Raw genomic sequence first — 14123 nt, forward strand, 5'->3', positions numbered from 1 at the left:
GCAGACACGACGCGCCGCCGCTACGCGGCGGAAGCCGCGCTCCGCGCGGCAGGCCGGCGACTCCGTCGCCGGTGCGGCCAACTCCGTTGTCCGCGGCACGAATTGCTCCGCAATTCGGCCTGCCCGTGAAATCCGCTCCGCGGCTTTCACGAAAAACGCAGCAAGGGGGTCTGGTGCCTCGTCCGGTCGGTGAGTGTCTGTCAATTCTTTGCTTCCCTGAAGAAATTGACAGACACTCAGTTCTATGCTGCGAATCCGACGGCTGACACGTATTCATATTGTCCCCATTGGGACCCGAGGTCCACGATGGCATCCACCCAGGCATCATCGAGAGCGCTCATGTCCCCTGCCGCCCAGGCTCGGATGAGGGTGTCCCACTGGCGGATGTTGAGGCTGCGGTATTCCAGCACCCGCTGGAACCTGCGATCGACCCGGGACTGATTGAACGGGTGGATCTCCACCCTTGTCCCTCCCCCGCCGTTCAGCCGGCGCAGCAGGTAACGGGCCACGTTCCGCCGGCGCACCGTGCGGTAAGCGGTCTCGATCTGTTGGAGGCTGGCGTTGGAGGGGCGGCGTTTGCCCTCCAACCAGGCTTTGATGGTGCGGTCAGTGACGGTCAGCCCGGCCTCGCGCGCGGCCTGGCGGGCATGGTCGGATTTCGTCAGGTAGTGGAGGCGTGCCATCAGACCGCGCTGCGCGGTGATGGGGGTGGCGATGTAGCCGGCGAGCTGGTCGAGTTGGCGTGCGACGGCCTCGCTGCCCTTGATTCCTCGGGCCCCGTAGTGGCCGAAATCATGTGTCCTTTCCGGCATTAGAAGAGGCCCTTTCTGTGATGGTCTATGGTTTCCATAATACCGTAACTCCGGTTATTTCGCGGGACTTTGGGCCGATGGTGAGCGGCCATTGTTGGAGAATTCACGCTTGCCGTACTGCCTGTTGGATCGGCCTATCAGGCTCTCTGCTCGGTGGGACTTCCGGGAGGTGGCTCGAATCCTCTCTTGGAGTGCGGAGGCTCCGGGTCGGGCTTCCCGGAGGTTCCCTTGCGTCAACTTCCATCGCTCTGGGGGATGTTGACCGGTCCTGTGTCGTGTACGCGCTTTGCGCAGCCACGGACCAACAGCATGCACTCGCCGTCGGCTTCGGTCCTCTCCCCGGCACCGGGAGTCGGAGGCCGGGGTGCGAGTGCCGGCGTGGCTGGAGTTGATCATCTCTCCTGCATCCCCGTGGTCTGACTCTGCCCGGGGGGCTGTGTCTAATGTAGTGAAAACTCTGAACTGTTTGAAGTTCAGGCCCGGTCCTCTTCGCGGTCCGGCGGACTCGATGGATCGGCCGGGGTGATCTCGGACAGCAGGCGATCTTGTTCTTCCGTGAGCTGTCCCTCGTTCTGCTTGGCTCGGACCCTGCGAAGCCAGGAACCGATCTCAACGCGTGCCCCGTCGGCTTCGATCCACTCCCGCGCGCCGGGCAGCCGACCCTGACGTTCGGTGAATGCCCTCAGCAGTTCCGCGTTCTGTTCGAAGGAACGACGGGCACGCTTGCCGATCGGCAGCCGTAGCCGGGCAGGGTCGGCCCCGATCCGGGACAGCAGAGCACGCTGGGCGGGCTCCAGGATCGTGAAGGTGGTGAGCTGGCGCTGCAGCCAGCTGCCGATCTTCACGCCCTCGATGGCTGTGTCACGGCGCAGCGTTGCGGGATCATGGCCGGCTTCGAGGTGGCGACGCAGGAGGTGGTATTTGCGGTGCCAGTCCGCGCCGTGCGGGAGAAGCCAGTCGGGGTCGAGGGTGGTGAGCTGGGCTTCACGGTCGGGGGCGAGGCGGCCCTTGCGTGCGGCGGCGCGCTGGTCGATGAGGAACTGGCCGCCTGGCGTGTCGGTGGGGATGGCTAGATGGCCGTGCTCTTGGTGATAGGCGGTGACGGTGGTGAACTGGCCCTGCCAGATGGCCTCGTGGTGGTCCCAGACCATGTCGAGCGCGTCGAGTTCCGTGGTCCAGTCCTCTTCCAGCAGGCCGCGGGAGTGGGCGGTGCGCTGGCTGGTGATGAACTGGCCGAGGCGGTAGCCGAAGGCGTCCTCGTAATCGGCCGGGACTTGGAGATGGCCGTACTCGGTGTGGAAGCGGGTGGCTGCGGCCAGTCCGGCGCGGCGGGGTGCGGAGAGCACAGCGGTGTTCGAGGGCCAGGCTAGGAGGTCCATTGCGCGGGCGATGTGGGCGGGGTCGAGGGTGAAGTCGAAGCGGAATCGGCGCGCGAGGAGCCGGTGGGTGTCGCGGTCCAGGCGGTGCTTGGTGTTCTTGCGCGGGGCGCGGGCGGCGATTGACTGGTCGTGGCGGCGCAGCGCGGCGGTGATGAGCCAGAGGGCTTCGTAGGGGGTGTCGAGGAGGTTGGTGGGGTCTGCGCCGGGCGGGATGTAGGCGGGGATGACCAGGCTTGCCGTCTTGACCTCGATGGTGGGGGGTTTGCGCAGGGCGCGGCCCAGGGCCTGCACGATCCGTCGCACACTGCCCGTGCGGTCCGCGAACACGATGGCGTCTACCGTCGGTAGATCCACTCCCTCGGACAACACCTGAGCGTTCGTGATCACCGCGCGGTCGGCGGCGGCGAATCGGGCGAGGATCTTCGCGCGCTGGTCGGGGGTGTGTGTGCCGTTGATGGATGAGACGGCCAGGGTGGCGGCCCAGGGCGGGCGTTGCTCGGTTGGGAGGGTGCGCAGGGTGTGGGGGAATTGGCGGGTGAAATCGGTGGCGTCGGCGACCTGTTGGAAGTAGACGATCACGTGGTGCAGGTCGTGCTCGGTCATGGCTTTGAGGACGGCCAGGTGCAGAGCGGTCGTGCGGCGGGCTGTGGGAGCGAAACCGGTGTGTGCGCCGTCGGGGTCGGCAAGGAGGGCCCTCAGGTCGGTGTCGGTGACGGTGGGGACCAGGAGTTGGTAGTCGGCCAGGACTTGGTCGTCGATCGCGTCAGCGTGGGAGTAGGTGTGGAGACGAGGGCCGAAGACTTTCGGGTCGTCCATCGACGCGATGAGGGATGGGGACTCCCAGGCCGGGGTGGCCGACGCGGTGTGTTTGGGGTGTGGGCGGGTGTCTGGGACTTCGGTCAGGCGCGGGGCCTGCCACGCGTACGGTGTCGCGGTCACATAGAGGCGCCGGGCGGCCGGGACGCGGTTGTTGTCGTGGATCATCGTCCACTCTTTGCCCCAGGAGCCCGCGGTCCGGTGTGCCTCGTCCACGACCAGAAGGTCGAAGAGAGGGGCGGGGAAGATGCTGTGCTGGGCTTCCTCGATCCGCGGGAGGGAATCGAGCGTGGTGAACACGGTCGCCTTCTTGTGGCGTGACAGCCAGGACGCCAGGTAGTCCCCCGAGCCGGTGCTCACTGCTCCCGCACCGGCAAGCAGTGGGTGCTTGTCGGCCTGGAGTGAGGAGATGGCGAGCAGCGGCTCGCGGCGTCCGTCTGCACGGGCCGCTGCCGCCCACTGGCCGATCAGGTCCAGGGACGGCATCGCCACCAGTAGATGGTTGATGTTGAGGGCCTCGGCGGTACGCAGCGCGATCAGCGTCTTACCCGTCCCACACGCGGAGACCAGGTGTCCGCGCGAGCCCGGGTTCTTGAGTCCGCGTACCGCGCTGTCGACCGCGGCTTGCTGATCCGCACGCAGGTTACGGCGGTTGTTGTGAGGGGGTGGGGTAGCGGGAGTGGATTCGGACGGCATTCGAGCAAGGATCCTCAGGAGGCGAGGGGGCGGGAGTTGGAGCTATAGGTGTTCATCCTCCTGCACGCAGTGCGGCCGCCCGGACAGGTTTTCTTCCCTCTCGGAGGGTCCTTGGTAGGGAAATCCGCCGGGAGGGCCGGGTGTCTGACCGTTCGGTCGTTCAGTGCGCTCTCACCCCGTCGAAGTCCGCCGAGCACCTGGCCGTGAGCATGCAAGCCGTGTCCAGCCCTGGGACCAGCCCCAGCACGGAGAGCTGGCGGAGGTCCGCCTCTACAGGAGCGGACAGCTGACCGTCCGGGGGCCTCGCTCTCCCGGGGTGGGTTCGGCTCGATCCTGGATCCCGTCGCGCTGCCTGAACAGCTCACCGAGCTGCTGCAGTTCACCGGCGCGCTGAACATCATCCAGTACGAGCATCGTTGTGGCGACATCCGTATCCAAGACCTCGATGATCAGCATCGGAGCCTTCGGCCCGCACCGGTCACGACGGGCGGCCACTCTGTCTATGCACTCGGCCTTCACGCTGCGCACCGACCCTGACGAGTCCGGCATCCTCGCCGCGCTGAGCACGGGCGCGCGGGAGGTCGCCACGCCCCTGGCGCGCATGCTCATCTCCCAGCACCCGTCCGCCGCATAGGCCGGCCTCGGTCAGCGGTCGATCGACAGCCTCATCCGCACATGGGATGCTTTCGCCGGTCCCGGCCGCTACCAGGACGGCGAATCCGGCTCGCCCGTCTTCATCTTCGAGCGCCTGCTGAACCAGAGCGCGGTCGACCGCATGCACCTCAGCCTTCAGCGCGTGCACTTGTCTTGATCGTGAAGGACCCTCAGCCTCGTGCATTGGCGCCCCGACTCGCCCTCGGCGGCCGTCCCGGACAGTGCCGGGCGGCCGCGGACGATACCGAGGGACAGCCGCCGCTACACGATGCTCAGTGGCGCGGGCAGCGGGAAGACCAGCTTGCCGCCGCGGGAGCGGAATTCGCCTTCCCGCTCGATGAATCCGTCCCGGTAGACCCATGGGAGCACCAGCAGCTGGTCAGGTCGTTGTGCGAGGGCCTCCTTCTCGGAGACGATGGGGATCTGGGTGCCCGGGGTGAATCGGCCGGCCTTCTCCCGGCTGACCTCTCCGATGCACGGCAGGCTGTCCTCTCCGATGTCGCAGTATTGGAGAATCACGTTTCCCTTGGTGGAGGCGCCGTAGCCCAGGGTGAGCTTGCCGTCCTTGCGCGAGGTGTCGAGGAAGTCACGTAGGTGTTCGCGGTGTTCGCGAACACGCTCGCCGAACGACTCGAAGGGCACCATGGTGTCGAGCCGCAGTCCGGCCTCCCGGGCACGCAAGCGGTTCAGTGCCGCCTCGTCACGCCGATGCCCGGAGCCCTGCCTGGCGAGCGTGACGCAGAGGCTGCCGCCGTAGACCTCGGTGATCTCTGCTCTCACGACGTCGAGGCCGACGCGCTCGGCCATCCACTCGATCTGACTGAGTGCGTAGTACTCCAGGTGCTCGTGGCATATCACGTCATAGGCGGTCGCCTTGAGCATTGCCGGAAGATAGCTCATCTCCAGCATCCACACACCGTCGTCGGCGAGCGTCGCCTTCACGTCTTTCATGAACCGGAGCGGGTCGGGCAGGTCGTAGAACATTGCGATCGAGGTGATGACCTTGGCCCGGCGGGAGCCGTAGTGAGCGGCGAAGACTTCCCGGGAGAAGAAGTCCGGGATCAGGTCGATGTGTTCGGGGTAGAACTCTCGCCATTTCTCGCCCGTCGGATCCACTCCGACGAGAGTGCGGCCATCCGCCGGGTACCCGGACAGCAAGGTCCCGTCGTTGCTTCCGATGTCCAGGACCAGGTCGTCGGGGCCGATGTCGACAAGCTTGGTGAGCTCGTCCACCTTGCTGCGAAGATGGTTGATCATGAATGGGCGGATACCCGAGCGGTATCCGTATTGATCGCCGTACATCAGGCTGAGGTCGGCGGTGTGCCGGAGTTGGACGAGGCCGCATCCGTCCGGCGAACACTTGACGAGCTCGAGTGGGGCGGTCGGCACGACTTCCGTGCGACTGCGAGGGAATACGCCGGTCAGTGCCTGTTCTCCCAGATCCAGCACCTGAAGCAGTGTCCGATTGCCGCACACACGGCACTCCGCGATGGTCATGAGTACTTACCTCTCTAACCTTTTTTCGTGGGCTCGGCCTGGTCATTCATAGGGGAGACCCAGAGGTGTCGGGTGGAGCGGGTCTTGTCAGTGCGTTCGAGGAAGGCACGTCAGGGTTCAGCGCGGACACCCTTTCGCGAACGACCAGATTTCGCGTACCACATAGTCGATCATTTCGTCGGTCACGCCGGGGTAAATGCCGATCCACAAGGTGTCGTTGGCGACCTTGTCGCTGTTGGACAGGCTGCCAGATATCCGGTACTCGACGCGTTCATAAGCGGGATGACGGGTGAGGTTTCCACTGAACAGCAGCCGGGTGCTGATGCGTTTTGACTCCAAGTAGAGTTGCAGGTCCCGGCGGGAGTACGGCGCTGAATCTTCAACCGTCAGCGTAAACCCGAACCAGCTTGGATCACTGTTCGGGGCGGGTTCGGGCAATGTAAGGCCTGGAACATTCTGCAGCCCCGATCTCATGCGGAGCCAGTTCTTGCGTCGGCTGTCACAGAACTCGGACAGCCGCTCCAACTGAGACAACCCCAGGGCCGCTTGCAGATCGGTCGCCTTCAGGTTGTATCCCACATGGGAGAATATATATTTATGGTCGTAGCCGGAGGGAAGCGTGCCGAGCTGCCAGCCGAAACGCTTATTGCATCGATCGTCCTCTCCTGGTTCACACCAGCAGTCCCGCCCCCAGTCTCGATAGGACTCGACAAGGCGCGCGAGTTCTATGCTGCCCGTCAGGACGCAGCCGCCCTCGCCCATCGTGAGATGGTGAGCCGGGTAGAAGCTGACGGTGCTGAGGTGCCCGAAGGTTCCCGTTTTCCTGCCGCGGTAGGTGGAGCCGACGGCGTCGCAGTTGTCCTCCACGAACCACAGCCCGTACCGGTCGGCCAGCTCCCGGATCTCGGCGGCCTCGAAGGGGTTGCCGAGCGCATGCGCGATCATGATGGCCTTCGTCTTGGGGCCGATCGCCGCCTCCACCAGCTCTGTGGTGGTGTTGTAGGTGCTCAGGTCGATATCGACGAAGACCGGCACCATTCCGTTCTGGATGATCGGGTTGACAGTGGTGGGGAACCCTGCCGCCACCGTGATCACTTCGTCGCCGCGGCGCAGCGCGCGGTCGCCCAACTCCGGTGCGGTCAGCGCCGACAGCGCCAGCAGGTTGGCCGAGGACCCAGAGTTGGTCAGATGAGCCTTGCGCAATCCGAAGTAGCCGGCCAGGGCCCGCTCGAACCGGATGGCATAGCTCCCGGATGCGATCCGCAGGTCCAGTGCCGCTTCGACCAGTGCCATCCGGTCCGCCGCCGTCAGTACGGCGCCCGAGGCCAGCACCCGGTTCTCGCCGGGCACCCATGTGGATGTCTCGGTCCCGGCCGCGTGATGGTACTCGTTGACCAGTGAGAGGATCTCGTCCTTGAGGTTGTCATTCATCGGGTACCTTCCGCGGGGCAGCCAGCAATGGGTTGGGCCTGGCCCTCTCCGGCGGTCCGCCAGATCCAGCGCAGGGTCTCCGGTAGCGTCCGAGCAGCCGACCAGTCCAGGTGATGCCGGGCCAGAGTCGGGTCGGCAATCTGCCAGCCGGCGGCCAGTGATCGCCCGCCGCCCTCGGGCGCCGGGAGCACGTCGATCTCAAACTCCACTCCACTGACCAACGCGAGCCCGCGGACCAGGTCGTAGGCGCTGCCGGCCCGCCCGGTGCCGAGATTGAGCACCGGTACGCCCACGAGCCGCCGCGACACGGCTGCCCGGAGGACCGCCTCCGCCAGATCGCGGGCGTCGGCGTAGTCGCGGTGCTGTCTCAGGTCGAACAGGGTGAGCCGCGCCGGGCGTCCGTCCCGCCGTGCTCGGTCGAGTGTCTGCACGGTCCTGCCGAGCAGGCTCGCAGGCGACATGTTCGATCCGATGGCGTTGAAGATGCGGAGGACCACAACGTCCAGCGACGCCTGTTGGGCGATCTCGAAGATCCTCCGGGTGCCCCGCAGCTTGCTTCGCCCGTACTCCGACCGCGGCTCCTGCGGGCAGCTCTCGTCGGTCGCGTGCGGGTGAGGCAATGATCCGTACTCCAAAGATGAGCCGAGGTGCACCAGCCGGGCGGTGCTGCCGATGTCGGCCATCGCCAGCGCCAGTTGTTCCGGGAGCTCGGCATTGGCTGCCTGCAGCAAGGAGGCGTCGTTCCGCCAGATTTCACCGGCGGTGTTGACCACGGCATCCGGGGTGAACCGGTTGATCATCGAGGCGAACTGAGCTCGTCGCGGACCTCTGTCGTCCAGCTCGGCCACCCCGTGCCCCGCGGGCACGGCGGCCGGCCGCCTGGTCACCACGGTGACGTCCATGCCGGCCGTGGACAGCCTGTTGAGGACATGCCGACCGAGGAATCCGGTGCCACCGATCAGAAGGACTTTGGTGTGCAGGGTCCCGACGAGGAACTCCGAGGTCATCACCTTCTCTGTCCTCTTCGACTTGAAGTGGCGCCCGCTGAAAACGGCTGACACGATGAGGTACTCCCGCCGACAACTCCGGTCATGGTGTTGGCCGTTCTAAGGGATCTCGATCCGTACGGCGACGCGTTCCACGTCGTCAATGATTCGAGCCTGACGCCGACTCATCTCTGATTGATCGAGCATGTTCGATCCCGTCAGCACCGCATTCGCAAAGTACCGCACGATATTGCCGAACTGGTCATCCACCGGAAACGTGATCTCCTCACGGTGATCCTGCCGCTCGATGCGCAGCACCGGCTGCAATGACGGCGGCGGCGTGAACGCCCGGTCGAGCAGCAGCAGTCCGCTGCTGCCGGCGAACGCGCAGCCGGTCCGATAGGAGTGTTCCATTCCGAAGACCAAGTCGGCCGTCACTCCCCCGGGCGTGCACGCGAGGATACGTCCGGAGACCACGGCACCCGTGCGGGAACGAATCCGCAGTACGGCATGGAGTACTTCAAGAGCAGAGCCAAGGTAGTACAGCGCAGCACGGATCGGATAGATGCCCATGTCGAGCAGGGCGCCGCCGCCGATATCCGGGCGATAGCGCATGTTCTCATCCGGCAGCGGCGGAATCGTGAACACGCTCGCGAAGTCCTTCAGTTCGCCGACTGCTCCGTCAGCGAGGATTTGCCGGGCACGGACGTGCTGCGAGTGATGCGGGAAAGCGACGTTCTCCAAAAGCACCAGGTCCCGTGATTCGGCAAGTGCCAACAGCTCGTCCGTGCTTTTTGCATCCCCTGTCAGCGGTTTCTCGGCGAGCACATGCTTGCCCGCCCGCAGTGCCTTGGCGACCCAGTCCGCATGCATCATCGTCGGCAGCGGTATGTAGACCGCGTCGATGTCACGAGCGGCGAGAAGTTCCTCATAGCCCAGTACCCGGGGGCCCCCGAAGGCCGCGGCAAAGCGCCTCCCCTTTGCCTCGTCGCGGCTCGCGACGGCGGTGACCTCGATGTCAGGGCAGGCAGTCATCGCCGGCAGAGTGCGGCGCCAGGCGATGTCCGCGCAGCCGAGCACGCCGACGCGCAATGGACTTTGTGCTGCGGCCATAGTCAGTCCTCATCAGGCAGAGGTGGTCAGTCCGGACGTCGCCGGCCCGTCGACGGACCGCCGCTGCAGGATGGAATCCGCGATCTCGCCGCCGCGCACGGCGATGTTCGACAGGAGGGACGACGTCAGTCCGTGGGTGTGTTCGGTGCCGCCCTGGAGGTAGATGCCGCACGAGACATCCGGTGTGGTCACAAGCCGGTAGTCGCGACCGACCTGGTATCTTCCCGCGCCGTCACGCAGGCAGTAGCCGTCGAGTTCGCCCAGTACGCCGCTCGGGTCCATGGAGTCGTAGCCGGTGGCGAAGACGAGCGCATCCACGTCGAGGTCCTGGGAACCGCCGTCGAGCAGCGACTCCATGGAGACGCGCGACTCGTTCCCCATTCGCTTGACATTCGTGACCCGAGCCATGTTGAGGATGTGCAGGCGATTGGTCCCACGCAGTTCGTCCATGTACACACGCTGATACAGGTCCCGGATGACTTCGTCGTCGGCAACCGAATAGTTCGTGTTCTTGTGGTAGCGCCAGAAGGCTTCCCGGGAACGCTCCGTACCGAAATAGTAGTCATCGACCGCCGCGGAGTCGAACACCCGGTTGGCGAACGGGGTATCGTCCGCGATCGAATATCCGTAGGACGGAATGATCGCGTAGATCTCAGCCTGTGGAAGGCTGTCGTACAGGAATCTGGCGATCTCGGCCCCGCTCTGTCCGGCCCCTACGACTGCCACCTTCTTCAAGGTGTCTGGGGAGGCCTGTTTGAACCTCTCCAGGAATTCGGAGCTGTGCCAGACCCGTTCGTCGGATGCCACGCCGTCCGGCACCTGGGGGACGAGACCTGTGGAGATCACGACATTGCGGGCGGCGACGGTCCTGATGTCGCCCCTGTCACTGTCACGCACTTTGACCTGAAGGTACTGGGCATTTGCGGAAGCAGATTCCGAGGGCAACTGAATTCCCGCGACTTCCGATCCGTACGAGACCTGGCCGGAAAACAGCGCCTGTGCCCAGTCAAGGTACTGATGGAACTCCTCCCGGGTCGGGAAGAATGTCTGGGTGTTGATGAACTGTTCAAGCCGGCCGGAGGCGTGAAGAAAGGAGACGAATCCGAACCGCGAGACCGGATTGCGGAGTGTGGCCAGGTCCTTCAGGAACGACACCTGCATCGTCGCCGACGGCAGCAGCATATTGCGATGCCAGCCGAACGAGGACTGCCGCTCGAAGAACGCGGAGGTGACTGGGCCCGCAGAAGCGTCGTCCCCGTTCTCTTCCAGAGCAATGGCGAACGCCAGGTTGGACGGCCCGAATCCAACTCCCACGACATCGTATATCTCAGCTGAATTGACACCCATGGAAACACTTCTTCCGCTAGCGTGGCTGCAACGTGACTGCCCAGATCCCTGTGTGACCTGGGGGCGGTCCTTTTCGGCGAAGCCTCTGGCACCCACCCGCTCACACACAATCAAGCTTCTGAGCAATTACGTTTCGACGGGCTGTTCCACGTAGGTCTTTCGTGTTTGACTTCGACCCCGCATGCTTGCGTAATCACGTTGCATTGAAGACCTGCGGTGCGTCAAGGTTGATAGCGTTGAGGCGCACGCAAGAGGCCCTGTCCGCCCATCGGTTGTCCTGCCGACGGGACAGGAATCCCACCATTCCGATGCCATGGCTACTCGACTTCGAGGGGTGACATATCCGCATGTTCGTTCCCCGCCATTACCGCGAACCCGATGGTTCTTGGATGAGCGATCTGATCCGCGACAATCCATTGTCCCTGGCAGTGACCAACGGCGGTGACGACGGGCCGTTGGCCACTCATCTCCCGATTATCCCGGATCACGGTACGGTGATCGATTGGTCGGACAGCCCGAATGGCACCGTCCTGCTCGGGCACTTGAACCGGGCCAATCCCCACTGGCGCGCGCTGCGGACCGGCGATGCAGTCCTCCTGGTGTTCACCGGTCCGCACGGGTACGTGTCGCCTGCGGTGTACGACGTGACGCCGGCCGCACCGACCTGGAACTTCACGTCGGTGCATGTGCACGGTGTGATAGAGAAGATTGACTCGCTCGAGGAGACGCTCGAAGTCGTGCGGGCCACGGCACGGACCTTTGAAAGCAGTTTCGGTTCTGGATGGGATCAGTCAGAATCGATCGACTACTTCCGCAGTATCGTTTCCGGTGTCGGGGCGTTCCGCGTCACCGTGACAGGCGCCGAGGGCATGTTCAAGCTCAGTCAGGAGCAGTCCCCCGAGGTCCGCGAACGGGTAAAGCAGTCATTCAGCCAGCGCGCCTGCAGTCGACACCAGGAAGCCGCGGAGCTCATGGGTCGGCTTTCCCAGAACGGGCAGATGAAAAGGGCAGGCGGAGGAGTGGCATGACGCATCCCACAGACCATGGTCCGCGGATATCGACGAGGGTTGCGGCACTGCAGGGCAATAGCCTGGGGGAAATATTCCTCATGGCGCGCGAACGCCAAGGAATCGATATGGCGCTCGGCACGCCCGGATATCCCGAGACCGCTGTCGACATCATCGGGGCAGCAAATGACGCGATACGTGCGGGGAAGAATCAGTATGTCTTCCCCCCGGGTGATCTGCAGCTGCGGGAGCACATCGCCGCCACCCTCCCGGTGCCGACCGACCCGGAGACGGAGCTGACCGTCACCGTCGGAGGCACCGAGGCCCTCTTCCTGGCCCTGCACGCGCTCATCGACCCCGGTGACGAGGTCGTCCTGCTCGATCCCGGCTACGAGCAGTTCAGGTCGACGGTCGCCTTCGCGGGCGGCGTGCCCCGGCATGTCCCCTTGCACGCGCCCGACTGGCGGTTCGACCCCGACGAACTCGCATCCGCCTTCAACTCCCGTACCCGTGTGGTCCTCCTGAACTCGCCCGGCAACCCGACGGGCCGTGTGCTGGCCCGTCAGGAGCTCGAGCAGGTCGCCGAGTTGGCCGAGCGGTGGGACGCAACGGTCATCTGTGACGAGGTGTACAGCAGCTTCGTCTTCGACGGCCGGGAGCAGACCTCGATCGCCGAGGTGCCCGGCCTCGCGGAGCGCAGCGTGCTGGTCGGCTCGCTCTCCAAGAGCTACGCGATCAGCGGGTGGCGGCTCGGCTTCCTGCGTGCGGACGCCACGCGCACCACGGCGATGCGGCGCGTACAGGAACTCACCACCAACGGCGCCCCTGGCCCACTTCAGCTGGCCGTCGGCCATGCGGCCGGCTCCGCGGACCTGAGGACGGCATCCGAGGAGATGAGCCGCCGCCGCGACTTCGCCCTGGAGATCTTCACGGGCATGGGCATGAAGATCTCTCCCCCGGAGGGCGGGTGCTTCCTCCTGGCAGACATCGGCCCGCTCACCGGGGGACGCATGGACGGCCGTGCCTTCACCCTCGAACTCCTCGACGCGACCGGGGTCGTGGTCGTCCCGGCGGCCCCCTCCTTCGCCGATCCCGTCCGCGGTGCTCAGTACGTGCGCATCGCGTTCAACCGGCAGTTCGAGCTGCTGCACGAGGTGGAGCGCCGAGTCCGCAGCTTCCGGCCGTCCGGCCAGTGACGAGGTATCCCGATGACCAAATCCACGATCGACCAGTTGGGCCCGCTTCCCGACATCCTGCGTCCTGGTCCCGAGGATGTCGTGCGTGTGGTCGCCGGCACGGGCCACCCCTTCTGGCTCGTACGCAGCTACGCACTGGGGCGGTCGGTCCTTGCGGACAAGAGGTTCAGCCGGGCCGCCGCGCTCCGGCCCGGCGCCCCGACGTTCAATGACGCCCAGCCGGCGGCGGATTCCATGATGAGCATGGACGGCAATCGGCACGCCCGTCTGCGGCGCCTGGTCAGCGGCGCGTTCTCCACCGGCCGGATGGCCAAGATGAGCGCCTTCGTGACGGATCTGACCGACCGTCGGCTGGATGCGATCGCCGAGATCGGCAACGGTGCTGACCTGATCGAGAACCTCGCCCGGCCGCTGCCGCTGTCCGTACTCACCACCATGCTCGGCATTCCCGAGGAGGACACTCCCCGCTTCCGCGGGTGGGTGGACGTGCTCTTCGACCTGGAGGTCACCAGCCTCCGCGAGAAGGCCCGGCGCCGCATCGAACTCATCGAGTACATCACGGAGTTGCTGGACCGCAAGCGCCGCGATCCACGCGATGACCTGCTCAGTGACCTGACCATCGCGCAGGACGAGGGCGAACTTTCCACGAACGAACTACTCACCCTGGGTCTCACCCTTCTGATGGCGGGCTACGAGACCACCACCGGCCAGATCGGCCTCTCGCTGCTGGCGCTGCTGACCGACCGCAGCGCCTATGAAGAGCTCCTCGCACATCCCGAGTACGTCGGGAACGCGACGGAGGAGCTGATCCGGTTGGCCCCGGCCACCCCGCTGACCTTCGTTCGTATCGCCACCGAACCGGTGCAGCTGGGCGACGTCACCGTGCAGACGGGCGAGGGCGTCGTGGTGGCCCTGCTCCACGGCAACCGCGACGCCGGGGTGTTCGCCGAGCCGGCGTCCATGGACCTCGGCTCCGGCCACGATTCCCCACCTCTCACTTTTGGGCACGGCGTGCACCGCTGCCTGGGCGCACCACTGGCGAGACTCCAGCTGCGCATCGTCCTCGAACGGCTCCCGCAGCGCTTCCCGGCGCTGCGGCTGGCTGACGTTCCGGAACCGGTTGTCTGGAAGGACGGCCTGGGCATACGCGGCCTGTCACGGCTGCTGGTCGACTCCGAATGAGGGAAGG

Annotated in this window: 12 protein-coding genes; 4 read left to right on the forward strand and 8 right to left on the reverse strand. The window is 65.3% G+C overall.

Going from position 1 to position 14123, the window contains the following annotated elements:
- Positions 1-242 precede the first annotated feature (242 nt).
- The 3 genes from OG302_RS00005 to OG302_RS00015 form a co-directional block, all read right to left on the reverse strand.
- The gene (locus OG302_RS00005) at positions 243-812 is read right to left on the reverse strand and encodes a transcriptional regulator (RefSeq protein ID WP_371524522.1); all 570 of its coding nucleotides are present in this window, start codon (positions 810-812) and stop codon (positions 243-245) included.
- 473 nt (positions 813-1285) lie between these two features.
- Positions 1286-3703 (reverse strand): Helicase associated domain protein, encoded by a 2418-nt coding sequence (locus tag OG302_RS00010; RefSeq protein ID WP_371524524.1) that lies wholly within the window; start codon positions 3701-3703, stop codon positions 1286-1288.
- A gap of 270 nt (positions 3704-3973) precedes the next feature.
- Entirely contained in the window at positions 3974-4159 is a 186-nt protein-coding gene (locus OG302_RS00015; RefSeq protein WP_371524526.1) for a hypothetical protein, read from the reverse strand.
- A 46-nt stretch (positions 4160-4205) separates the two neighbouring features.
- Between OG302_RS00015 and OG302_RS00020 the strand changes: the two genes are divergently transcribed.
- The gene (locus OG302_RS00020; protein WP_371524528.1) at positions 4206-4337 is read left to right on the forward strand and encodes a hypothetical protein; all 132 of its coding nucleotides are present in this window, start codon (positions 4206-4208) and stop codon (positions 4335-4337) included.
- 281 nt (positions 4338-4618) lie between these two features.
- On the opposite strand, the gene OG302_RS00025 is transcribed toward OG302_RS00020, so the two are convergent.
- The 5 genes from OG302_RS00025 to OG302_RS00045 all read right to left on the reverse strand — a co-directional run bounded on the left by OG302_RS00025 (position 4619) and on the right by OG302_RS00045 (position 10731).
- Positions 4619-5854 (reverse strand): class I SAM-dependent methyltransferase, encoded by a 1236-nt coding sequence (locus OG302_RS00025; RefSeq protein WP_371524530.1) that lies wholly within the window; start codon positions 5852-5854, stop codon positions 4619-4621.
- A 117-nt stretch (positions 5855-5971) separates the two neighbouring features.
- Entirely contained in the window at positions 5972-7285 is a 1314-nt protein-coding gene (rfbH, locus tag OG302_RS00030; RefSeq protein ID WP_371524532.1) for a lipopolysaccharide biosynthesis protein RfbH, read from the reverse strand.
- A complete protein-coding gene (locus tag OG302_RS00035) occupies positions 7282-8292 on the reverse strand; it encodes an NAD-dependent epimerase/dehydratase family protein (RefSeq protein WP_371749979.1) in 1011 nt (336 codons plus the stop codon). The genes rfbH and OG302_RS00035 overlap by 4 nt, the downstream gene beginning before the upstream one ends.
- A gap of 99 nt (positions 8293-8391) precedes the next feature.
- The gene (locus tag OG302_RS00040; RefSeq protein WP_371524534.1) at positions 8392-9384 is read right to left on the reverse strand and encodes a Gfo/Idh/MocA family protein; all 993 of its coding nucleotides are present in this window, start codon (positions 9382-9384) and stop codon (positions 8392-8394) included.
- A 12-nt stretch (positions 9385-9396) separates the two neighbouring features.
- Positions 9397-10731 carry a lysine N(6)-hydroxylase/L-ornithine N(5)-oxygenase family protein gene (locus OG302_RS00045; RefSeq protein WP_371524536.1) on the reverse strand — a complete coding sequence of 445 codons (1335 nt, stop codon included), beginning with the start codon at positions 10729-10731 and terminating at the stop codon, positions 9397-9399.
- 347 nt (positions 10732-11078) lie between these two features.
- Between OG302_RS00045 and OG302_RS00050 the strand changes: the two genes are divergently transcribed.
- The 3 genes from OG302_RS00050 to OG302_RS00060 all read left to right on the forward strand — a co-directional run bounded on the left by OG302_RS00050 (position 11079) and on the right by OG302_RS00060 (position 14116).
- Positions 11079-11759 carry an FMN-binding negative transcriptional regulator gene (locus tag OG302_RS00050; protein WP_371524538.1) on the forward strand — a complete coding sequence of 227 codons (681 nt, stop codon included), beginning with the start codon at positions 11079-11081 and terminating at the stop codon, positions 11757-11759.
- A 107-nt stretch (positions 11760-11866) separates the two neighbouring features.
- Positions 11867-12934 (forward strand): pyridoxal phosphate-dependent aminotransferase, encoded by a 1068-nt coding sequence (locus OG302_RS00055; protein ID WP_371524540.1) that lies wholly within the window; start codon positions 11867-11869, stop codon positions 12932-12934.
- Positions 12935-12946: 12 nt separating this feature from the next.
- Positions 12947-14116: a cytochrome P450 gene (locus OG302_RS00060; protein WP_371524542.1), complete on the forward strand. Its 1170-nt coding sequence runs from the start codon at positions 12947-12949 to the stop codon at positions 14114-14116.
- Positions 14117-14123: the final 7 nt, after the last annotated feature.

The sequence above is a fragment of the Streptomyces sp. NBC_01283 genome (assembly GCF_041435335.1).
GTDB lineage: Bacteria > Actinomycetota > Actinomycetes > Streptomycetales > Streptomycetaceae > Streptomyces.